The sequence below is a fragment of the Paraburkholderia silvatlantica genome (assembly GCF_003096715.1).
Classification (GTDB): Bacteria; Pseudomonadota; Gammaproteobacteria; order Burkholderiales; family Burkholderiaceae; genus Paraburkholderia; species Paraburkholderia silvatlantica.
The window spans coordinates 157,516-179,254 of the sequence record NZ_QEOL01000015.1 but is presented as its reverse complement, the minus strand read 5'-3'; the positions used below and the strand labels follow the sequence as shown (position 1 = coordinate 179,254).

Annotated in this window: 18 protein-coding genes; 4 read left to right on the top strand and 14 right to left on the bottom strand. The window is 65.2% G+C overall.

The window, feature by feature from the left end; translation table 11 throughout:
• Positions 1 to 2: 2 nt before the first annotated feature.
• The 7 genes from C7411_RS20790 to C7411_RS20760 all read right to left on the bottom strand — a co-directional run bounded on the left by C7411_RS20790 (position 3) and on the right by C7411_RS20760 (position 9,002).
• Complete coding sequence (locus C7411_RS20790) at positions 3 to 1,148, bottom strand: glycosyltransferase (protein WP_110385938.1); 1,146 nt, start codon at positions 1,146 to 1,148, stop codon at positions 3 to 5.
• 34 nt (positions 1,149 to 1,182) lie between these two features.
• On the bottom strand, positions 1,183 to 2,109 hold the full coding sequence (locus tag C7411_RS20785; protein WP_110385937.1) for a glycosyltransferase family 2 protein: 927 nt from the start codon (positions 2,107 to 2,109) through the stop codon (positions 1,183 to 1,185).
• Positions 2,110 to 2,149: 40 nt separating this feature from the next.
• Positions 2,150 to 4,396, bottom strand: coding sequence for a polysaccharide biosynthesis tyrosine autokinase (locus C7411_RS20780; RefSeq protein ID WP_373682618.1), 2,247 nt, complete (start codon positions 4,394 to 4,396; stop codon positions 2,150 to 2,152).
• Positions 4,397 to 4,457: 61 nt separating this feature from the next.
• The gene (locus tag C7411_RS20775) at positions 4,458 to 5,633 is read right to left on the bottom strand and encodes a polysaccharide biosynthesis/export family protein (RefSeq protein WP_110385936.1); all 1,176 of its coding nucleotides are present in this window, start codon (positions 5,631 to 5,633) and stop codon (positions 4,458 to 4,460) included.
• Positions 5,630 to 6,079: an arsenate reductase/protein-tyrosine-phosphatase family protein gene (locus C7411_RS20770; RefSeq protein ID WP_110385935.1), complete on the bottom strand. Its 450-nt coding sequence runs from the start codon at positions 6,077 to 6,079 to the stop codon at positions 5,630 to 5,632. Before C7411_RS20770 ends, C7411_RS20775 begins: the two co-directional genes overlap by 4 nt.
• A gap of 50 nt (positions 6,080 to 6,129) precedes the next feature.
• On the bottom strand, positions 6,130 to 7,545 hold the full coding sequence (locus tag C7411_RS20765) for a UDP-glucose dehydrogenase family protein (RefSeq protein ID WP_110385934.1): 1,416 nt from the start codon (positions 7,543 to 7,545) through the stop codon (positions 6,130 to 6,132).
• A 77-nt stretch (positions 7,546 to 7,622) separates the two neighbouring features.
• The gene (locus C7411_RS20760) at positions 7,623 to 9,002 is read right to left on the bottom strand and encodes an undecaprenyl-phosphate glucose phosphotransferase (RefSeq protein WP_110385933.1); all 1,380 of its coding nucleotides are present in this window, start codon (positions 9,000 to 9,002) and stop codon (positions 7,623 to 7,625) included.
• A 500-nt stretch (positions 9,003 to 9,502) separates the two neighbouring features.
• Between C7411_RS20760 and C7411_RS20755 the strand changes: the two genes are divergently transcribed.
• On the top strand, positions 9,503 to 11,023 hold the full coding sequence (locus C7411_RS20755) for a mannose-1-phosphate guanylyltransferase/mannose-6-phosphate isomerase (protein ID WP_110385932.1): 1,521 nt from the start codon (positions 9,503 to 9,505) through the stop codon (positions 11,021 to 11,023).
• Positions 11,024 to 11,080: 57 nt separating this feature from the next.
• Here the strand turns inward: C7411_RS20755 and C7411_RS20750 are convergent, their stop codons facing one another.
• Complete coding sequence (locus C7411_RS20750) at positions 11,081 to 12,322, bottom strand: transposase (protein WP_165822848.1); 1,242 nt, start codon at positions 12,320 to 12,322, stop codon at positions 11,081 to 11,083.
• A gap of 656 nt (positions 12,323 to 12,978) precedes the next feature.
• Here C7411_RS20750 and C7411_RS20745 point away from each other — a divergent pair.
• Together C7411_RS20745 and C7411_RS20740 are read left to right on the top strand one after the other, a co-directional pair.
• The gene (locus C7411_RS20745) at positions 12,979 to 13,473 is read left to right on the top strand and encodes a DUF2501 domain-containing protein (protein ID WP_110385930.1); all 495 of its coding nucleotides are present in this window, start codon (positions 12,979 to 12,981) and stop codon (positions 13,471 to 13,473) included.
• Between the two features lie 134 nt (positions 13,474 to 13,607).
• Positions 13,608 to 14,102 (top strand): hypothetical protein, encoded by a 495-nt coding sequence (locus C7411_RS20740; protein WP_110385929.1) that lies wholly within the window; start codon positions 13,608 to 13,610, stop codon positions 14,100 to 14,102.
• Between the two features lie 3 nt (positions 14,103 to 14,105).
• Here the strand turns inward: C7411_RS20740 and C7411_RS20735 are convergent, their stop codons facing one another.
• Complete coding sequence (locus C7411_RS20735; protein ID WP_110385928.1) at positions 14,106 to 14,708, bottom strand: DUF4337 domain-containing protein; 603 nt, start codon at positions 14,706 to 14,708, stop codon at positions 14,106 to 14,108.
• 362 nt (positions 14,709 to 15,070) lie between these two features.
• Between C7411_RS20735 and C7411_RS20730 the strand changes: the two genes are divergently transcribed.
• On the top strand, positions 15,071 to 16,282 hold the full coding sequence (locus C7411_RS20730) for a helix-turn-helix transcriptional regulator (RefSeq protein ID WP_110385927.1): 1,212 nt from the start codon (positions 15,071 to 15,073) through the stop codon (positions 16,280 to 16,282).
• A 95-nt stretch (positions 16,283 to 16,377) separates the two neighbouring features.
• Here C7411_RS20730 and C7411_RS20725 read toward each other — a convergent pair whose 3' ends face one another.
• The 5 genes from C7411_RS20725 to C7411_RS20705 form a co-directional block, all read right to left on the bottom strand.
• Positions 16,378 to 17,079 carry an ABC transporter ATP-binding protein gene (locus C7411_RS20725; protein ID WP_110385926.1) on the bottom strand — a complete coding sequence of 234 codons (702 nt, stop codon included), beginning with the start codon at positions 17,077 to 17,079 and terminating at the stop codon, positions 16,378 to 16,380.
• Entirely contained in the window at positions 17,079 to 17,849 is a 771-nt protein-coding gene (livG, locus tag C7411_RS20720) for a high-affinity branched-chain amino acid ABC transporter ATP-binding protein LivG (RefSeq protein WP_110385925.1), read from the bottom strand. Before livG ends, C7411_RS20725 begins: the two co-directional genes overlap by 1 nt.
• Positions 17,846 to 19,117 carry a high-affinity branched-chain amino acid ABC transporter permease LivM gene (locus C7411_RS20715; protein WP_110385924.1) on the bottom strand — a complete coding sequence of 424 codons (1,272 nt, stop codon included), beginning with the start codon at positions 19,115 to 19,117 and terminating at the stop codon, positions 17,846 to 17,848. The genes livG and C7411_RS20715 overlap by 4 nt, the downstream gene beginning before the upstream one ends.
• A gap of 7 nt (positions 19,118 to 19,124) precedes the next feature.
• Positions 19,125 to 20,051, bottom strand: a complete 927-nt coding sequence (gene livH, locus C7411_RS20710) for a high-affinity branched-chain amino acid ABC transporter permease LivH (protein WP_110385923.1) — start codon at positions 20,049 to 20,051, stop codon at positions 19,125 to 19,127.
• Positions 20,052 to 20,188: 137 nt separating this feature from the next.
• Positions 20,189 to 21,313, bottom strand: coding sequence for a branched-chain amino acid ABC transporter substrate-binding protein (locus C7411_RS20705; RefSeq protein WP_110385958.1), 1,125 nt, complete (start codon positions 21,311 to 21,313; stop codon positions 20,189 to 20,191).
• Positions 21,314 to 21,739: the final 426 nt, after the last annotated feature.

Genomic DNA, 21,739 nt, shown 5'->3' with positions numbered 1-21,739 from the left:
GCTCACATTCCGCGCGCGGCGACGCCCCGGCCCTGGGGTTCGCCCGCGATCGACTCGCCGTTGCGCGCGTCGCGCTCGTGCAGCATCTCGCGCGTGAGCTGGGCGTGCTGCCGGGCGAAGTGCTGCGTCGTGAGATCGCGCGTGCGCAACTGCTCGCAGGCTTCGCGCGCCTGTGCGAGCGCGCGCGCGGGATCGGCCACGAGCGCATTCGCGGCGTCGCGCAGCTGCTCGGCGTTGAACGGCTCGACATACGAGGCGGCCTTGTCGTCGAAGTAGTCTTCGAGCGCGCCGACTTTCGTCGCGATCATCGGCTTGCCGAGCGCCGCGGCTTCCAGCATCACCGTGATGCCCGAAGCGTGCGTGTTGGGCCGCAGCGGCACGACGACAAGGTCCGCCCAGTCATACAGCGCATGCTGTTGCTTGATGCCGGAAACGCGCACGATGTCGACGTTGTCCGCGCGAGCCGATGCCGGCATGCGCCGGCGCGTGGCGATGCGCACCTGGTAGCGCGAATCGTTGCCGAGCGCGCTGACGAGCGTGGTCCAGTCGCGGTCGCGGTCGTTGCCGATCGCGGCCACGCGTACCGGCGTGTGCGGCGCCCACTCCGCGGGCGGACGCAGCGGAAAATCGCTGGTATTGAGCCCATAGAGCACGTGGCGCGCCTCGCGCCCAAAGTACTCGCCGCACAGCGCGGCATTCTCGCTCGCGAGCGTGGTGAGGAGGTCGGCACGCTCGAGAAGCCGCTTGTAGATCGCACGGCGCAGCGCGCCATAGCCCGGCCAGCGGTCGAGCAGCCACACGCTTTGTGCGAGCAGCAGCGGGCGCGCGCCGCCCTTCTTCGCGTTCATCAGCAGCACCAGCGCCACGGCCAGATGCTCCTGCTCGGTGTGCGTCCAGATGACGTCGGACTGCAGAATGGCGCGGCGGTTGCGCCAGGCATGAATGAAGTCGAAGCCGCACGCGGCCTTCAGCGCGCGCCGCATGAAGCGCATGGGCGTGCTCTCGCTCGCATCCTGCGCGTAATTGAGGGCGAATTCCGCAGATTCCGCGTGATGGTAACCATACAGGCTGCCGATGTTCTCGCCTTTGCGATAACGGCGCGGATCGGCGCCATAGAAAAGGTGGACGTGGACTTGCGTACCGCTCATTCGGGGTCCTCCGTGTAGTCGTTGGCCACGCCGCTCAAACGAGCGCGCGGCGCGCCTCTCGTGCGCCGCCGCGCACCGCGCGCCAGCGGGCGAATGCCGCGGCCGCGGAACCGCCGCGCACGGCGCTCAGGCCCGTATGCACGAGGCCCGGATACACGCGCGTGCCGACGAGCGCGTACCACCACCACGCGGTCTCGCGGCGCAGCGGCGTGAGATGGCCGAGCAGGATCAGATGCAGGTTGTAGGCGGCGTTGCGGATCGAGGCGAGCGTCTGCGCGTTGCGCGGGTCTTCGCCCGGACGCGGCGCGGGGTAGTGGTCCACCGCCACGAGCGGGTCGTACACGAGCTTCCAGCCCGAGCGCTTCACGCTCATGCTGAACGCCATGTCGTTATGCGTTTGCGCGCCGGTGCCGCGCAGGCGGCGGTCGAAGCGCAGGCCGCCGATCGCCGCGCGCCGGTAGCTCATGTTCGCGCCTTTGAGCAGATCGACTTCGCGCGCGCCGCCCGCGCCCAGATGATGGTTGCCGATGATGCGGCCCGAGCGCTGCAACTTGCCCACCAGCGTGCGCTCGCCTTCGATCACGCGGCCGCCTTCGTGCACCCAGTCGCGCCCGCCCAGCGCACCGAGCTTCGGATCGGACTCGAATGCCGCCGCAATGCGCGCGACCCAATCGGCGCGCGGCGCGGCGTCGTCGTCGGTAATGGCGATCACATCGCCCGTCGCGGCCTCGATGCCGCGATTGAGCGCCGCCACCTGCCCCGGCTCCTCGACGATGGCCACTTCCACGTTGAGCACGCGGGGTGTGACGTGTTCGGCGAGGCACGCGTGCGTCGCCTCGTCGTCGGCGCGCGCCACCACTACGATCTCGTCGGGCGTGCGCTGCTGGCGCAGCAGCGCCGAAAGACAGCGCGACAGATCATCAGGACGCCGATAGGTCGGCACGAGCACGGTCACTTTCATCGCGTGTTCTCCTTTGCTGTGCTGGATGAGGACGTAGTCGTCATGCGCTCAGATACTCGCGCACGTTCGCGTAGCCATAGCCGTAGTTGCCGCGCGTGCGCGCCGGCACGCCGTTGAACACGCCGCCCTGCACACGCACGCCGGCGTTGCGCAGACGCTTGAGCGCCTCGGCGATTTCGCCTTCGGTGTGCATGCCCGAACGCAGCACGAGGAACGTCGAGCCCGCGTGGCCGCCGATGATGGCGGCGTCGGTCACGGCGAGCACCGGCGGCGAGTCGATGAGCAGCACGTCGTAGCGGTTAGACAGACCTTCGAGGTACTGGCCAAGGCGCGGCGACATCAACAGCTCGGAAGGGTTGGGCGGACGACGGCCGCACGAAATGAAGTGCAGGTTGTCCACTTCGGTCGCGCGAATCGCCTCGTCCAGCGCAATCTGCCCCGAGAGAAGCTCGGAAAAGCCGTTCTCCTGCGGGCCGCCCAGATGACGTTCGAGCGCGCCGCGGCGCATGTCGCCGTCGATCATCAGCACGCGCTTGCCCGAATGGGCAAGCAGCACGGCGAGGTTCGCGGTCAAGAAGCTCTTGCCGACGCCCGGCACCGAACCGGTCAGCATGACTACGCGATTGCGCGCGTCCATCACGCTGAACTGGAGCGAGGTGCGCAGGCTGCGCAGACTTTCGACCGTGAGGTCCTTGGGGCGCGCGTTGGCGAGCACGTCGCGCAGACGCGTGCCGCCGGGTACCGGGCCGCGCTTTTCGAGCGCGATCTGCTCCGGCGAAAGCGGCACGAGACCGTACACGGGCAGCTGGAACGAGCGCTCGATCTGGTCCGGATCGACAATGCCCTTGAACATGTTGCGGCGCATGAGCACAAAGCCCGTGCCGAGAATGATGCCGAGCAGCGACGCCGCCGAAACGATCAGCAGCTTCTTGGGCTTCGACGGGTTGCCGGGGCGCAGGGCCGGATCGATGATATGCACGTTGCCGCCCGTGCCCACGCGCTGCACCGAAAGCTCCTGAATGCGGTTGAGCAGCAGCACGTAGATGTCCTCAGCCACCTTCGCGTCGCGCTGCAGCTGTACGGCCTTCACTTCCGTCGCCGGCAGGTCGCGGAACTTCGTGTCGTACTTCGCGCGCTCGGCCTGCAGTTGCGCGAGCTGCTGGCGCGCCGCGATCAGCACCGGATGCTGGTCGCCGAACCGCTGTTGCAGCGAAGCGATCTGCAGTTGCAGCGCCGAAATCTGCTGCTCGTACTGCACGCTGCCGTCGAGATAGATCTTCGCTTCGTCGCTCGCGTTGATCGAGCCCGACTTGCTCTGGTAAGCCGTGAGCGCCGCTTCGGCGTTCTCGAGGTCCGCCTTCAGGCGCGGCTGTTCGCTGCGCAGGAAGTCGAGCATCTTGCTCGCGTCGGCTTGCTTGGTCGCCACGTGTTCGCGCAGGTACGACTGCGCCACCGCGTTGGCGATTGCCGCCGCATGTTCGGGATCGTTGTCTTCGAGCGAGATGTCGATCACGCCCGTCTGCTTGCCCTGCTCCTGCACCTGGATCGCGTTCTGGAAGCCGCTGATCGCATCGAGGTCGTTCAGCCGCACGACCTTGAAGCGGGTGCCCGGACGCGCCACGAGCTTGCTCACGAGCAGCTTCACGCCGCCGCCCTGTTCGACCTGGCCGACCGTGCCCTCGAGCAGGCGTGCGCCGTCCGGCGTCGAAATCACATAGCGGTCGTGGTCGAGCGCGGTGAGCGTGAGCTTCTTGCCTTCGAGTTCGGGCGTGACCTCGACCGAGTCGACGTTGATGACCTCGCCGCCCCACGCATAGCTGCCGAGCCAGTTGCTGAAGCCGAACCACGGACGCGCGGGTGTGCCCGGCGTCGCGAGGCGTGCGGAAAGGCTGCCGATCAGGGGCAGCATGACCGGCGTGACAGTGGTATTCAGCTTGAACTGCTTCACCACCGGCTCGACCACGCTGCGGCTCTTGATCATCTGGATCTCGGCGTCGGTGGGCAAGCTGCCCGCCGACGATCCCGAGCTGATGTTCGCGCCCGTCTGCGTTTGCGTGAGGGCCTGCGACGTGTAGTCGGAGGGCTCCACGCGGACCTGGGTATCGGCCGTATAGACCGGCTTGGCGATAAAGCAGTAAAACACGGCCATGGCGATCACCGCCGCCGCGATCGCGATGAGCCAGCCGATGTCGTCGATGATGACGCGCAGCAACTGGCCGAGAACGACGTCCTCTTCCTCGGTGCGGACCGCCGGAGCGGCCTGGCTATTGGCTTGTATGGTCACGATTCAATCCCGTTGTTTAGGTGTTGCTCCTGCGTCTTCTCTCGAAGCGCTGCGATTCGCGCGCTTACTTCGTGATCTGCTTCAGGTAGAAGACGGTCTGGATGGTCGGCAGCACCTGCTGCAATACACGGTTGAAGGTCGTCGAAGCGGCTGTGCCCACGTACACCACATCCAGCGGCTTGAGCTGGAATTGCGACGAAAGCATGATCGCGTCGGGCTTGGTCATGTCGAGACGGTAGATCTCGGGCTGCGTCGGGTTGTCCTTCATGCCGCGCATCACGAAGATCTGGCGCGGATTCGCGTCGGTATCGAGAATGCCGCCCGCCTGGGTAAGCGCGTCGGCGATCGTGAGGTTGCCGCGAATGAGGTTCGTCTGCAGGGGCGTCTTCACTTCTCCCATCACGAATACTCTGCTATCCGAACGATCCGGAATATTGATGACGTCGCCGTTTTGCAGCAGCACGTCCTGGGTCGAATCGCCGCCGTCGAGCATGCGGTTCGCATCGAGGATGTACAGCTTGCCGTTGCGCGTGAGACGCACGCGGTTGATGTCGGCGTTGTCGGTCGTGCCGCCCGAACGCGTGATGGCGTCCACCAGCGTGAGCGGCACGTCGCTCATCGAGAGCGGTCCCGGCGTCTTCACGTCGCCTGTGATCTGCACCTTCTGGCTGCGGTACGCGAGCACCCGCACGTCCACCTGCGGGTTCTTCACGTAGGGACCAAGGCCGGCCGCGAGCTGGTCGCGGATCTGGCCGGGCGTCTTGCCCGCAGCCATGATGCGGCCCACGAACGGGAAGAAGATCGTGCCGTCTTTGGCGACGGTTTGACCGTATGGGTCGGCCTGGCCGGGCAGCGCGTTGGTGTACGGCTGCGTGAGCGCCTGACCTACCGTCTGCGTGGTGTTGCCGCCCGTGGAGAACGTCGAGCCCTGCGGCGTCGAGAGTTCCGGGTGGTCGAACACGGTCACGCCGAGAATGTCCTGCGGCGCGATGTGATAGACGTAGTCGGCAGCGCTCGCGAACTTCGAGGGCGGCAGGGGCGCCTTCGGCTGCGCAGCGGCCGCCTGTGCCTGCTGCAGCACGACTTGCTGCGTGATGAGCTGCACGTTGAATTGCTGCTGCGGCTGGTTGTTCGGCTGTTCCTTCAGGCTCGACGTGTCGAGATAATTGCCGGGCGCCGTTGCGCACGCGGAAACGAAGACGCTCAACGCGACCACCGCCGTCAGTTTCAGTTTTGTCATTGGCATATTCGGCTCAACCATCCCTTTACCATGCGATCCATCAATTCAAGACTCTGGCGATACGCGGACTCGTGAAGCCCATGCGGATCGCTGACATCGGAGTTTTCCCAGTTGCCGAGCGCGTACACCTTGCCGCGCGCGGTGGGTTCAATGCGCTCGACAGCGGCGACCTGGCGGCGCTCGCTCACGAGCACGAGGTCTGCCGAGCGCACGAGGCGGCTGGTCAGGCGGCGCGACTGGTGCTCGCCCACCTTCATGCCGCGCTCGGCAAGCAGCCACTGCATCACGGGGTCCATGTCGTCGCCGTCGCGCGCACGCAGGCCCGCCGATTGAAACGATTCCGCCCGCGCGCCCTTCTGTTCGCGCAGACGCTCGCGAAAGAGCTGCTCCGCCGCCGGGGAGCGGCAAACGTTGGCGTGGCAAACGATGAGCACGTTCTTGATCATGGTCGCGTGACTCCCTTCCCAGACATGCACGATGCGTAGCCCGGCAACGCTCAGGCCAGCGCCTGCGTCACGGCGGCTTCGGCGCGCGCGCGGCTTGCCTGCGTCGCGCTCGCGCGGCCCACGGCGTGGTACTCGATGCCGAGTTCCCGCAGCGCGGACGGCTCGTAGAGATTGCGGCCGTCGAACACGATCGGCATTTTCAGCTGCTGCTTGAGCGTTTCGAAATCGGGCGCCTTGAAGACCTTCCATTCGGTGGCCACCACCACGGCATCCGCATCGCTCGCAGCTTCCATCGCGTCGCTCACGAACGACAGCCGCGCCTGATGTTCCGGCGCGTGCGCGAGATCGAGCGCGAGTACGCGCCTCGCCTCGGGGGTCGCGACCGGGTCGTATGCCTTGACCGTGGCGCCGCGTGCGAGCAGTTCGGCGATGAGCGTGCGGCTCGGCGCCTCGCGCATGTCGTCGGTGTTCGGCTTGAACGCGAGCCCCCAGACGCCGAACGTGCGGCCCGTGAGGTCGGAGCCGAAGCGCGTAACGATCTTCTGTGCGAGCACCTGCTTCTGCGCTTCATTGACGGACTCCACGGCGCGCAGGATCTGCAGCGGCTCGCCGAAATCCTCGGCAGTGCGCATCAGCGCCTTCACATCTTTCGGGAAGCACGAGCCGCCATAGCCGCAGCCCGCATAGAGAAAGTCGTAGCCGATGCGCGGGTCCGAGCCCACGCCGCGGCGCACGGCCTCGATATCGGCGCCCACGCGGTCGGCGAGATTCGCGAGTTCGTTCATGAACGAAATGCGCGTGGCGAGCATGGCGTTGGCCGCGTACTTGGTGAATTCGGCGGAGTGCACGTCCATGTAGAGCGTACGCTCGTGATTGCGGTTGAACGGCGCATAGAGTCGCTTCATGACCTCTTTCGCGCGCTCGCCGGGCACGTCGTCGTTGCAGCCGAGCACGATACGGTCGGGCCGCGCGAAGTCCTCGACTGCCGCGCCTTCCTTGAGGAATTCAGGATTCGAAACCACCGAGAACATGTGGCTCTCGCCGCGCTTTGCGCATTCGGAGGCGATCGCGTCGTGCACGAGCGCGGCCGTGCCGACCGGCACCGTGGACTTGTCCACCACCACCTTGAAACCGGTCATGTGGCGGCCGATGTTGCGCGCGGCCGCCAGCACGTATTGCAGGTCTGCGGAACCGTCTTCGTCGGGCGGCGTGCCCACGGCGATGAACTGCACGTCGCCGTGCGCGACTGCCGCTTCCACGTCGGTCGAGAACTTCAGCCGGCGCGCGCGCACGTTGCGCTCGATGATTTCCTTCAGGCCCGGCTCGTGAATCGGCACGATGCCCTGATTGAGCAGGTCGATCTTGCGTTCGTCGACGTCGAGGCAAAACACGTCGTTGCCAATGTCGGCAAGACAGGCGCCCGTCACGAGACCCACATAACCGCTGCCAATGATCGTCAGATTCATGCCCACCTCAAAAGTGATTGGTTCTTCATGTCACTCGAAACGTTGCGCACACCGGCATTGCGCGCGCTCGCTTCGCCTCAATATGCGTTCTGGCCGGCGAAGCCCTTCCACATGGTCATCGCCACGATGCGCAGGTCGAGCGCGAAGCTCCAGTGCTGCATGTAGTGCAGATCGAAGCGCACGCGGTCGCGCATCTTTTCCACGCGATCGGTTTCGCCGCGAAAGCCGTTGACCTGCGCCCAGCCCGTAATGCCCGGCTTGATGCGATAGCGCGCCATGTAGCCGCGCACGAGGTCCTTGTAGATGTCGTCGTGCGCAAGCGCGTGCGGACGCGGACCCACCACCGACATCTCGCCCTTGAGCACGTTGATGAACTGCGGCAGCTCGTCGAGGCTCGTGCGGCGCAGGAACGCGCCCACCCGCGTTACGCGCGGATCGTTGCGGCGCGCCTGCGTGACCTGCCCCGCGACTTCCGCATGGACCTTCATCGAGCGAAACTTGTAGATTTCGAACTCGTTGCCATCCAGCCCCTTGCGGCGCTGCCTGAAGAACACCGGGCCCTTCGACGTGAGCTTCACGGCAAGCGCGATCGCGGCGAGCAGCGGCGCCAGCGCGACCAGCACGCCGCCCGCGAACACGATGTCGAACACGCGCTTGGGCAGCACGCGCAGATCCGTGACCGGCGAGGCCGCGAGATTGATGGCCGGCACGCCGAGCAGATCGACCACGGGCTGGCTGAAGAAGGACAGGCTGCGCACGTCCGGAATGAAACGGATGTTCACGAAGTCGTTGCGCAAGGCGGTGACGATGCGATGAATCGTGCGCTCCTTGGTGATCGGCAAGGCGAGCCACAGCTCGCGCACCTCGTTCTTGCGCACGAACTCGAGCATGGCCTGGAGGTTGCGTTCCACGGGCACGCCGTCGATTGCGGCGGCGCCGTCCGCGTCGCTGTCCTCGTCGAACACGAGCGCCGGGTGAAAGCCCGCTTCCGGGTGAAAGCGCATGTGCTCGATCAGGAAGCGCCCATAGCGCGGGCCGCCCACCACCGCCACGGCCTTCTGGTTGTAACCCTCGCGGCGAATGCCGCGCAGCACCATGTGCACGAGCGCCTTCGCGACGATCAGGAGCGCCACCGAGGCGACGACCCAGTACGCGAGCCATAGGCGCGAAAGCGAATCGGCGCGGTGCAGGCTGAAGCTCAGCAGGATGCCCGTGCCCTCCACGGCAAGCCAGGCAGCGCACACGCGGGCAAAGAGGACGTACAGCGACTTGCCGCGCCACGACTTGTAGATCCCGAATGCCGGGAACATCCAGATCGCGAGCACGCAGTTGAACGCGAGCGCCACGCTCTCCGCGTCGGTGAGCGGCACGAACTGGCCACGGTGCAAGGCGGCCGCGAGCAGCGCTCCAGCGGCAATGGCGGCAACGTCGAAAATTCTGGCTAGAACGCTGAGCATGTCCGGCACCTCGGGTTTAAAAAATGAATCGCGGCCACGCACTGCAAATCATGGCCGGTCGCTGCAAAAGTTTCTGGGACTGCGTCGCCGCAAAAAAGCGTCCGGCTTCGCTAATTCTGATCCGAATAAACCCTAATAAGGCGCGATAAAAATTCAGGCCGCAAGCCTCAAAAGTATCTCCAATTGTTTCGCCCCTTTCGGGTCATTTTTTTTGTGAATTTTGTCGGCAAAGATTGCCGGGGTGCCCTCCTGAACCGGCTCTGGATCCCGATCGTTCCGGCAGATTTTTCCGGGCAGGAGGCCCGATTACGGGTTCCGGCAGGAAATTGCGGCGACCGGCAACGGAATTTTTATTGAATTTTTTATCCGAATTCCGATGTGACGGAAGCGTGATTTAAATTTAATTCGAATATTTTCCGTTTTCTTCTTTACGGCGCTATTTATGACGATTTTAAGCATGCTACAAATCGCATCACCGATACCTTTTACAGGAGAGCGAGATGACGGATACGGGTTCCGCTACGGCATCGGCGAAAGCGTCCCAGACGCGTGCCGAAACGCGCAGTGCATTGCAGGTGTGCCCTGTGGTGCTTGCGGGCGGCGCGGGCTCGCGGTTGTGGCCACTGTCGCGCGAGCAATATCCGAAGCAGATGATCAACCTCGTTGGCGAGCAGTCGCTGCTGGCCAGCACTGCGGGCCGCCTCGATGCGCTCGCCGAGCGCGTGACGCTCGCAGAGGAGTTGCTGATCGTCTGCAATGAAGAACATCGATTCACCACCGCCGAGCAGGTTCGCGCGGCGGGCAAGCGCGCACGTCTGATTCTCGAGCCCGTGGGCCGCGATACGGCGCCCGCGCTCACGATCGCCGCGATGTCGGTGGCCGCCTCGCAGGAAGACGGCATTCTCGTGGTCATGCCTGCCGACCATGCGCTCGCGGACCTCGAAGCGTTCCAGAACGCCGTGGCCGAAGGCGTGCGTCATGCTGCGAACGGCCAGATCGTGACGATGGGCATCGTGCCCACGCATCCCGAAGTGGGCTATGGCTACATTCACGTGGGCGAGCCGCTCGCGAACGCCGAACCCAACGGTGCGCGGCGTCTGAACGGTTTCGTCGAAAAGCCCTATTTCGAGCTGGCGCAGCAATACGTCGCTTCGCAGCGCTACTGGTGGAACAGCGGCATTTTCATCGTGCGCGCATCGACCTGGCTCAAGGCGATTCGCCATTTTCATCCGGCCATCTACGCCGCATGCGCGGAATCGATCGAGCACGGCAAGGCAGACGGCGACTTTTTCCGCGTGGATAGCGAAGCGTTCGCACGTTCGCCTTCGAACTCCATCGACTACGCCGTGATGGAGCCGCTCGCCGGCGACCCGACGGTCGCAGGCGGCGTGGTCGTGCCGCTCACGGCCGGCTGGACCGACCTCGGTTCATGGGACACCGTCTGGCAGGTTTCGCCCAAGGACGACGAAGGCAACGTCGCGCACGGCCGCGTAATGTTCGAAGGCGCCAGCGACACCTTCGCGCATTCGGACGGCCGGCTCGTGGCCTGCCTCGGCACCCGGGACCTCGTGGTCGTGGAGACCCCGGACGCCCTGCTCGTCGCCGACCGCTCGCGCGCCCAGGACGTCAAGAAGATCGTGCAACGCCTGAAGCAGGAACGCCGCACCGAAGCCGTGGCGCACCGCCTCGTGCATCGCCCGTGGGGTCATTACGACAGCGTGGACAGCGGCGAGCGCTTCCAGGTCAAGCGGATCGTGGTCGAGCCGGGCGCACGCCTCTCGCTGCAGATGCATCACCATCGCGCCGAGCACTGGGTCGTCGTACGCGGCACCGCGCTCGTCACGCGTGGGGAAGAACGCTTCATCGTTTCGGAAAACGAGTCGGCGTACATCCCGCTTGGCGTGTCGCATCGACTGGAAAATCCCGGCAAGATGCCGCTCGAAATCATCGAGGTGCAGTCGGGCTCGTATCTCGGCGAAGACGATATCGTGCGTCTCGACGATCAGTACGGCAGGCAGTGAAGAAAGCAGTAGCGGCAATGCAGGAAGGCTGCGCGCACCGCGCGCGGCCTTGCAGGATCAGCGCGAGAGCGTGCGGTAGCGCGTTCCGGCGACGTCGGCCGTGCGGCGTTCGGCGGTGCCGGACGACGCCGTATTGGCTTCGCGCGCTTCGCTGCCCGAGAGCAGTGCGCCGGTGGCGGTGTAACGCTGTACCGGCGCTTGCAGCGGCGCAAGCCGCACACTGCCCACGGCCGGAGGCAACGCACGCGCGGCGGCGGCATCGGACGGATCGCCGCGCGCGACGCCTGGGCTTTGGATGGGCGCGTGCGGTGCGGCGCCGGGCAACGCCGTTTGCGAAGCGCTCTGTGCCGCACCGTTCGACGCGGCATGCCTCGCGGGATGCGAACCCGGCCACGAAGCGCCGGACGCGGACTCGGCCATGCCTTCGCGCTCGAGCCATTCACGCGCCCAGTCGAAGGCAAAATTCCGCGCGGATTCGCGATCCTGGAACGGCGGACCGATCAGGCCCGAGCGCTCGATGCGCTTGCCGTCCTTGAGAATTTCCACGGCGCCGCGGAACATGCGGTTGCGCACGGGCTGGACGGTGAGGTTCATCGTATAGCCGCGCCATTCCGCGACCTGCACCACGCCGCCCGCAGGGTGCACGCTGCGATGCGACGCGTCGCGCGGCATCGCGCGAGTCGCAACAGGCTTGCTCACGCGGGAAGGCGAGAACGGTGCGAACGGCGCATCGTTTTGCGAACGCGTCGCACTCGCAACGGTCGACGCACTCGCTGCCGTCGTGGCGTTGGACACGACAGGCGCATCGAGCGAAGCGGGCCATGCCGGTTCGCCGCCCGCGAGCTGACGCATCATGCTTTCCATGGGATCGGCAAGCGGCGCGTCGGCGAGCGCGGCGGGCGCCTGCCAGGCCTCGGGACTCTTCCAGAACACGGCCGGCTGGCCGTCGTCCTCGGCGACTTCTTCGACTGCGACTGCAACGGGTTGGGCATCGGCCTGCGCGGGCTGGGGCACATAAACGAACTTGCGGCCGCGCTGCGAAAGCAGTTCGACCAGCTCGATCAACGTGCCGTTGCCGTGCCATTCCTCGAAACGGCGGCGGCAGGTAGGCCCGGACGGATAACGCGCGGGCAGGCGCGACCACGACTCACCGGTGGTGAGAATCCAGAGGACGGCATTGGCCACGACGCGCGGCTCGGCGCGAGGGCGGCCGCGCCGGTTAAGCCTGATTGGAGGTTCATCTGACACGAGCGAAGACACCTGCATCCACTCGTCGTCGCTCAGTTCTTCGAAATTCATGCTGTTCTCCACGCAGCCGGACCGGGGCTGCATTGACGGAGCACTGGCTCGCGGATCTTGTTGCCCGCGTTGGCTAGCTCGGTTGCACCATATGCTTATATGACGTGTTCATTTGCGTCGCGAGGCGCACTCTGGCAGTGCGTTCTTTCACTGTATTGACGCAATAAACGTGGTCTCACTCGTGCAAGGGAGAATTTGTGCAGGAAGCATACCACCTGAAACCAGCCGATGAGGAGGGCCGTAATAAGTGTTACGGTTAGAAACAATCTCCACCTTGAATCGCCGGGAATACTGCCAAAAAAGGCCTGTAAACGTGGTGTTTTACAGCGTCAATACAGTTGTAACAGGTTCATTCGTTGCGTCGCCGGCGCGGGGTCCGCGCCCCGCACGATTCCGAACGCATGCATACCACTTGAGAGACACCACCGTCTCCAGACACCCCGATTCGCTCCTGCGCCGTCATTGTTGTGCCCGCAACAAATGACACGCCGATGAAATCATCCGATGCAACACGAAACGGTCACAGCGAAACCGTTGCGCGCTTCGCACCGGTTGCACCGCCGCCAACCGAACGCTCGTGCGGCGTCACGTAGCGAGGCCGCGAAAACGAATCCGTCTATAGTAAGGGCGCACTGAACCACCACGGAGATTCGTGTATGCAAACCTCTGTTCCGCGCGTCGCCACGCCGGGCGTCGCCACGGCGTTGACGGCCGCCCTGACCCTGGCGCTGCTCGCCCCCTGGGGCGCCGCACAGGCGCAGCTCGGCAACCTGCTCAACCAGGGCGGCAGCGGTGGCGCCAACAGCGGCGGCTCGGCACAAGGTGCGCTCGGCAACCTGGGCGGCCTCGGCAACCCGCTTTCGGCGCCTTCGCTCACCTCGAACAGTCTCGGCAACGTCACCGGCGTGCTGCAGTACTGCATCAAGAACAATTACCTGAACGCCGACGCCGCGAGCAGCGTGAAAGACTCGCTGCTTAGCAAGCTGCCCGGCGGCGCGAACACGACCGATAGCGGCTATACGCAGGGCACGGGCGGCATCCTTACGGCCGGCAACGGACAGAAGCTCGACCTCACGGGCGGCGGCCTCAAGGAGGAGGCCGCAAAGCAGGTCTGCGACAAGATCCTGAGCCAGGCGAAGTCGATGCTGTAACCTCCCCGATCCGGCATGCAGATGTGCGCGGGCGCACGGCCCGCGCAATTTATGTGCCGTAAGCTTTGAACACGAACGAAGTCCGGCTGTCGAATGGAATCAACCGGTCTTCACCCGGCATTGCTGCTCTAGCCATGACCAAGCACCACACTCCCGTGATATTCGCGTTCCCGGCCACCACGCTGCGCAACGCACTGAGCGGCCTCGCCGCTTTTGCCGCCCTGCTGGTTCCGGTGGCCGCGCATGCGCAATCCGCGCAATCCGCCGCGCGCGACCAGCAGTTCGACTGCAAGTCCGATCCGCACACGTTCATATCGTCGCTCATCGACGAAAAATCCATCGAGCCCGAGCCGAGCCGCGTCGAAGCGAATTCGGTCAACGCGTTCAGCCCCGTGCGCGGCACCCGCCTGAGCGCGTTCGGCTTCCCGATATACGTGGTGCTCGGCTACGACCGCGACGACACGCTCTTCAAGCGCGGCGCCGGCAAGGAGATCACCTCGCCGCTTTACGGCGTGGTCGTGTCCGCGCCCGCGGAGAAGGTGCGCTCGCGCGTGCGTGACGCCAACAGCGACGCCACCGTGCAATCGGTCGTGCCGCTGCTGCTCACGGCGATCGTGTGCGGCGGGTGAAGCTCAGCCGCCGAAGAACGCCAACGCGCCCAGCCCCACTCCGACGATGGCCACGCCCACCGACGTATTGAGCAGCCAGCGCCGCCGCGTGAGCAGCGTAATCGCCGTGAGCGCGATCGAGATCTGGATGAGCGTGGTGGCCTGGGCCCAGCGATGATGGCCGTGCAGCACGTGCTCGCTTAGCGCATCGTCCTGCTCGACGATTTTTTCGAGCGCCTCCGCCTTGGCGCGGATCGGCTCTTTCTGCTGGCGATAGCGGTCGGCGTCGGCGGCAAAGCGCTTCTGGGCGGCGTCCGAATTCGGCGCGAGCGCGGAGAGTTGCGCGCCCAGCTCCGCGAGATTCTGCTTCTCGCCCTTCGCCTGATAGTAAGCCCATTGATTCGCGGCTTCGGTCTTGCGGATCGCCGCTTCGTTCTTGTAATAGAGCGCCAGGTTCTCGCTGTTGCCGCTCTGGTAGGCAAAGATCGCTCCGATCGAAGCGAGGATGGCCGTCATCACCGCCATGCGGCCCGGGAACGGATCGCCCTCGCCGTGCCCGCCATGGCCCGCCGCGGCGTGTTCGACCGCGTGGTCGTGCGGGCCGTGCACTTCGTACTCTTCAGACATCCAGGGACTCTCCGCTTTCTCTGACTTTCACTGTGCGAACCGCATTTTCCCCGTGCGGCGCGCCTGTGGGGACGCTCAATTATCGTGAGCGCGGCGCGCTTGTCCAGTACCCGGAATGCATCGGATGTAACGAAACCCAAAATCTCTCCCGACGAAAGCGAATCGTAGGCTTGATCGTCTATTCATTCAGAACAGGTACCCGGGATGTTGCACTGCATCCCCTCCCGCCGGCCGTTTGCAAACGTGGATTTGCGCCCTGAGCGCCCGCTCGCGTCGTTGCAGTGCCACATGGCCCTATATGCAACCGCGCACGGCGTGCCCGAGGCCTTCTGCCGTTGATAAATTCCAGCCAGGAGACCAGCATGGGGCCCACAACGGCCGCGCACGCCGCGGCTATCGACACGGTTGCTCACAGCGCGCGCGTGCGGTATGGCGAGCCGGATGAAACCTGCGCCCTGATCGATGCGATCTACGATGCCGGCTTCGACGCGCAACGCTGGCCGGATGTATGCGCGCGCATTGCACGACGCATCGGCGCGCAACACGTCAATCTCACCATGCTGCCGCCCGAAAGCACGTTCTCGCTCGCCGAGTGGGACGGCATCGACGCTTCGTTCGCCCAATCGTATGCGCAGCACTACGGCGGCCTCGATCCGCTCGTGCCGCAGGTGCGCCGCTGGGCCGCCGGCACGCTCGTCACCGACACGATGATCCACCCGCAGGGGAGTCTGCAACGCAGCGCCTTCGTGCAGGAGTGGGTGCGCCCGCAGCGCTTCTACACGGTGGCCTTCGCGAACGTGCTGCGCGAAGGCGATATGGCCGCCGTGCTCGGCGCGCTGCGCCATGAAACGCGCTTTTATAGCGAAGACGAACTGGATGCGCTGCGCTCGCTGCTGCCGCATCTGCGCAATGCCTTGCGCGTGCAGCGGCACACGGCCCGCACCCTCGCCTCGCGCGACGACGGCAACCATGCCCCCGCCGACGCACTCGACGCGCTCGCGCATGGCGTACTGATCGTCGACGCCGACGCGCACATCGTGTTCGCGAATCGCGCCGCCGCGGCGCAGCTCGCCCGCGCAAACGGGCTGCGCACCGAACACGCCGTGCTCGGCGCCACCACGGCTTGCGCCACCCAGCAGTTGCGCTCGCTGATCGCGCGTGCGGCCGGGCGCGACGTGCGCGGGCGCAGCGGCGGCGCCATGCTGATCGCCCGCCAGCCGCCCGACGAGCCGCTCCAGGTGCTCATTTCGCCGCCAGGCGAGCACCGTCACGCCGACGGCTTCGCCCACGGCGCACGCGCCGCCACGGCGATGCTTATCGTGATCGATCCGCAATCGTCGCGGCGCGGCGTGGAAACGCGTCTCGTCGCGCTGTTCGGCCTCACGCCCGCGGAAGCACGCGTGGCCTGCGAGGTCGGCAAGGGCCTCAACCCGAAAGACGTGGCCGAAGCGCTGCAGGTGCTGCCCTCGACCGTGCGCACGCATCTGCATCACGTGTTCGCGAAAACCACCACGCGCCGCCAGGCCGAGCTGATGGGTTTGATCGCGCAGCTCGCGATTGTACGCGGCGATTGATTCAGGATTCGTCGACGCAAAAAGCAACGGCCCGCGCAACCCGCGTTCGATGAGCGCGAATCGTGCGGGCCGCAGCGCGGTCGTGTCCGCGTCGATCAACCGCCCAGATAGGCGCGCTTGATGTTGTCGTTGGCGAGCAGATTGTCGGCGCTGTCGGCAAGCACCACGCGTCCGGTTTCCAGCACATAGCCGCGATCGGCCACGTGCAGCGCCTTGTTCGCGTTCTGCTCGACGAGGAACACCGTCACGCCCTCCTCGCGTATCGTGCGGATGATGTCGAAGATCTGCGCGATCACGAGCGGCGCGAGGCCGAGCGTGGGCTCGTCGAGCAGCAGCAAACGCGGCTTGCTCATTAGCGCACGGCCGATGGCGAGCATCTGCTGCTCGCCGCCCGACATCGTGCCCGCGCGCTGCTTCGCACGCTGGTTCAGGCGCGGGAACAGCTTGAACACGTGCTCGATGCCCGCATCGATCTCGTGCTGCGAGGCGAAGAAGCCGCCCATCTGCAGATTTTCGAGCACCGTGAGGCTCGGGAACACGCGGCGGCCTTCCGGCGAAATCGCCATCCCCTTGCGCATGATTTCATGCGTGGGCGTGCGCGTGATGTCCTCGCCTTCGAACGTCACGTTCCCCGCAGAAGCGCGCGGCGTGCCGCACACGGTCATCATGAGCGTGGTCTTGCCGGCGCCGTTGCTGCCGATCAGCGTGACGATCTCGCCCTTGTTCACTTCGATCGACACGCCCGCCAGCGCCTGAACCGCGCCGTAGTGGGTATGGACCTTTTCCAGCTTCAGCATCAGTCCTCTCCGAGATAGGCCTTGATCACGCGCGGGTCGTTGCGCACTTCGTCGGGTTTGCCGGTCATGATCGGCTTGCCGTGCTCCATCACCAGGATGCGGTCCGACACGCCCATCACGAGGCTCATGTCGTGTTCGATCAGGAGTACGGAGATTCCGAACTCGTGGCGCAGGCCGTCCACCATCTGCTGGAGCTCGACCTTTTCCTGCGGGTTCAAGCCTGCCGCGGGTTCGTCGAGCATGAGAAGACGCGGATCCGTGATCATGCAGCGTGCGATTTCGAGCCGGCGCTGATGGCCGTACGACAGCGTGCCCGCCTCGCGGTTCGCGACCGGCTTCAGGCCCACGCGCTCGAGCCAGTACGCGGCGCGTTCGAGCGCGGCGCGCTCGGCCCGGCGATACGCGGGCGTCGCGAACAGGCCGCTCAGCATGTTGCGGTTCACCTTCAGGTGCTGCGCGACCATGAGGTTTTCCAGCACCGTCAACTGCTTGAAGAGGCGAATGTTCTGGAACGTGCGCACGAGGCCGCGGCGCGCCACCTGGTGGCTCGGCTGGCCGGTGATGGCGCGGCCCTCGAGCACGATGTCGCCCGCGGTGGGCTTGTAGAAGCCGCCCACGCAGTTGAACACCGTGGTCTTGCCGGCGCCGTTCGGCCCGATGATCGCGAAGACTTCATTCGGACGCACGTCGAAGTCGATGCCGTCCACGGCCAGCAGACCGCCGAAGCGCATCTGCAGGCCTGCCACTTTCAACAAAGCTTGTGCGCTCATTGCGGCAACTCCACGTGCGGACGGCTCGCGGGCAACAGGCCCTGCGGACGCCACATCATCATCAGCACCATCACCAGACCGAAGATCAGCATGCGGTACTCGGCGAAGCCGCGCGCCACTTCGGGCAGCACCGTGAGCAGGATCGCGGCCAGCACCACGCCCAGTTGCGAGCCCATGCCGCCCAGCACCACCACGGCGAGAATGAGCGCCGACTCGATGAAGGTGAACGACTCGGGCGTGACGAGCCCCTGGCGCGCCGCGAAGAACGCGCCGGCGAGACCCGCGAACGACGCGCCCAGCGTGAATGCCGAGAGCTTGATGCGCGTGGGGTTCAGACCCAGCGAGCGGCACGCGATCTCGTCTTCGCGCAGCGCTTCCCAGGCGCGTCCCATCGGCATGCGCAGCAGGCGGCTCGTGACGAACAGCGTGAACGCCACCAGCACGAGCGCGAGCAGGTACAGGAAGATCACCATGTGCTCGCCGCTGTACTCGACGCCGATCAGCTCATTGAACGTCTTCGCACCCTCCACGCTCGCGTGGCGGGCCATTTCGAAGCCGAACACGGTGGGCTTGGGAATGCTGGAGATGCCGTCCGGGCCGCCCGTGATGCTCGTGAGGTTATTGAGCAGCAAGCGGATGATCTCGCCGAAGCCGAGCGTGACGATGGCGAGATAGTCGCCGCGCAGACGCAGCACCGGGAAGCCGAGCACGAAACCGAAGGCGGCCGCGGCGAGCGCCGCGAGCGGCAGGCATTCCCAGAACGTGAAGCCGAAGTACTGGTTGAGCAGCGCATACGTATAGCCGCCCACGGCGTAGAAGCCCACATAGCCCAGGTCGAGCAGACCCGCGAAACCCACTACGATATTCAGGCCCAGGCCGAGAATCACGTAGATGAGCGCGAGCGTCGCCACGTCGATCGCGCCGCGCGAACCCATGAACGGAAACACCGCACCGAACGCGAGCAGCACCCAGATCGCCGCGCGCTGCTGACGCGCGCCGAGTGCAGGCGCCTTGGGCAGGCGCACGCCACGCGTTGCGCGCACAAACATCGGCTTGACGAGCTGGAACACGAACACCACGGCGGCCGCGATCCAGACGGGGCGCCAGTGCTGCTGCAGCACGACCTGATAGCCGTCCAGCGTGAGCTGCAGGCCGAGAATGGGCGCCGTGAGAATGATGGTCGCGACGGCGGCGGCCAGCGCCCCTTTCACGGTTTGCGACGAAGTGGCGCCCTGTGCGGGCACCCGTACCGAAACAGTCTGACTCATTTCGACCTCACACCTTTTCGACGTCCGGCTTGCCGAGCAGGCCGGTGGGACGGAACAGCAGCACGAGCACGAGCAGGCCGAAGGCCACGACGTCCTTGTACTCCGCGGGCATGTAGCCCGAAGCGAAGGTTTCGGCGAGACCGAGCAGCACGCCGCCGAGCATCGCGCCCGGAATGCTGCCGATGCCGCCCAGCACCGCGGCCGTAAACGCCTTGATGCCCGCAATGAAGCCGATATACGGGTTGAGCTTGCCGATCGTGAGGCCGATCAGCACGCCGCCCACCGCCGCGAGCATCGCGCCGAGCACGAAGGTGAACGAGATCACGCGGTTCGTGTCAATGCCGAGCAGGTTCGCCATCTTCATGTCTTCCGCGCAGGCGCGGCACGCGCGGCCGATGCGCGAGCGCGAGATGAAGAGCGTGAGCGCGATCATCAGCATGAGCGTCACGCCGACGATCAGCATGCGAGAGTACGGAACCGTCACTTCGAAGTTGCCGCCCATGTTGAAGTCGAGCGCGCCGGAAATGAGCATCGGCACGGACACGTCGCGCGCGCCCTGCCCGATCTGCACGTAGTTCTGCAGGAAGATGGACATGCCGATGGCGGAGATGAGCGGCACGAGGCGCGGCCCGCCGCGCAGCGGCCGGTACGCCACGCGCTCGACCGCAAAACCGTAGAGCCCGGTGACCGCCACCGAAACGACGAGCGCCGCGCCCAGCACGAGCGGCAGCGGATAACCCGCCGAGGTGCCGATGGCCGTGAGCGTGACGAGGCCCACATAGGCGCCGATCATGTAGATCTCGCCGTGAGCGAAGTTGATCATGCCGATGATGCCGTAGACCATCGTGTAGCCGATGGCGATCAGCGCATAGATCGCACCCAGCGTGAGCCCGTTGACGAGCTGCTGGGTGAACTGAGGAAGAAAATCATTCATGCGTAAGCCCCGCGGCCATGAAGCCGATGAGAGACCTTTGGAACCGTACCAACCCTTTCTTGAGTTGCGCGCACAACCGCCATGAAAACGCCCCGCCCCAGGACAAGACGGGGCGTTTGCAGCGTGCAGCGCCGGGATCAGTTCGCGGCGGTCTTGGTAGCGTCCTTGTGCCACGTGTAGACGACGAAGCGGAACGACTTCAGGTCGCCCTGGGCGTCGTACTCGACCTTGCCGATCGGCGTGTTGAACGCGTTCTTGTGCAGGTAGGCCGCAACCTTGGCCGGGTCCGTGCTCTTCGCGCCGGCGATGCCGTCGGCGATCACTTCGACGGCCGCGTACGACGGCATCTGGAACGGGCCGTTCGCATCGCGTTTGGCGTCGGCGAAGGCCTTCACGAGCTTCGCGTTGGCGGGGTCCGAGGCGAAGTCGGCCGGCAGCGTGACGAGCATGCCTTCCGAAGCCGGGCCGGCGATGGCCGTCACGTCCTTGTTGCCCACGCCTTCCGGACCCATGAACGTGGCCTTCACGCCCTGTTCACGCGACTGGCGCATGAGCAGGCCCATTTCCGGGTGGTAGCCGCCGAAGTAGACGAAGTCCACGCCCTGCGACTTGAGCTTCGTGACGACTGCCGAGTAGTCCGAATCGCCGGCGTTGATGCCTTCGAACACGACGACCGGAATGTGCGCCTTGTCGAGCGCGGCCTTGACCGACGTGGCAATGCCCTGGCCGTACGACTGTTTGTCGTGCAGGATCGCGACCTTCTTCGGCTTGACCTTGTTGATGATGTAGGCGGCGGCGGCCGGACCTTGCTGGTCGTCGCGGCCGATGGTGCGGAAGATGAACTGGCGCTTCTTGCCTTCGGTCAGCTGCGGCGCGGTGGCCGACGGCGTGACCATCACGACGCCTTCGTTCTCGTAGATGTCCGAAGCGGGAATCGTCGAGCCCGAGCAGACGTGGCCGACCACGTACTGGATGTGCTGCGAAACGATCTTGTTGGCGACGGCGACAGCCTGCTTCGGCTCGCACGAGTCATCCATGAGGACGGCTTCGAGCTTGTTGCCGTTCACACCGCCAGCCGCGTTGATCTGCTCGATCGCAGTCAGCGCGCCCGCCTTGACCATGTCGCCGTACTGGGCGACCGGGCCGCTGAACGGGCCGGCAATGGCGATCTTCACGGTGTCGGCGTTCGCGCTTGCAGCCAATGCGAGCAGCGCGGCGGCCACGGAAACGGAGGTAAGGCGGTTAAGAGAGAACAGCGGCATCATCAGGAGCTCCTCGATTGTTTTCGGGTCAACCGGTCAGACGGAATGACCTGCGCAAACGAACAGCGCCCCAATGATTTTCAATGGGGAACAACGACGACGAGCACCAGAGAAAAAGACGTGACGGGGCCCGGCGTGTATCAGCGCCCTGGTAGGCGGCTGAGTTCGGAGAGACTGCTGAGTTACAGACTCTGTTGCGCAAGCGATCCGCCTGCCCCGTTCGCTGCAATTCATACCGGAAAGGTGGACCGGTCTGAATCAGCGACCCGCGGATGCTATCAATAATATCGTTTTATCGCAACCAGGGGTTTGGTCGGATATCGGGTTGAGTTTTGACATCGATCAATAGAGGGGAATGCTGGAAAGCGTCTGAGAATGCTCATGAAAATAGCTTTTCAGGCGGTTGGTGGACCGCCTCCCGGCTGA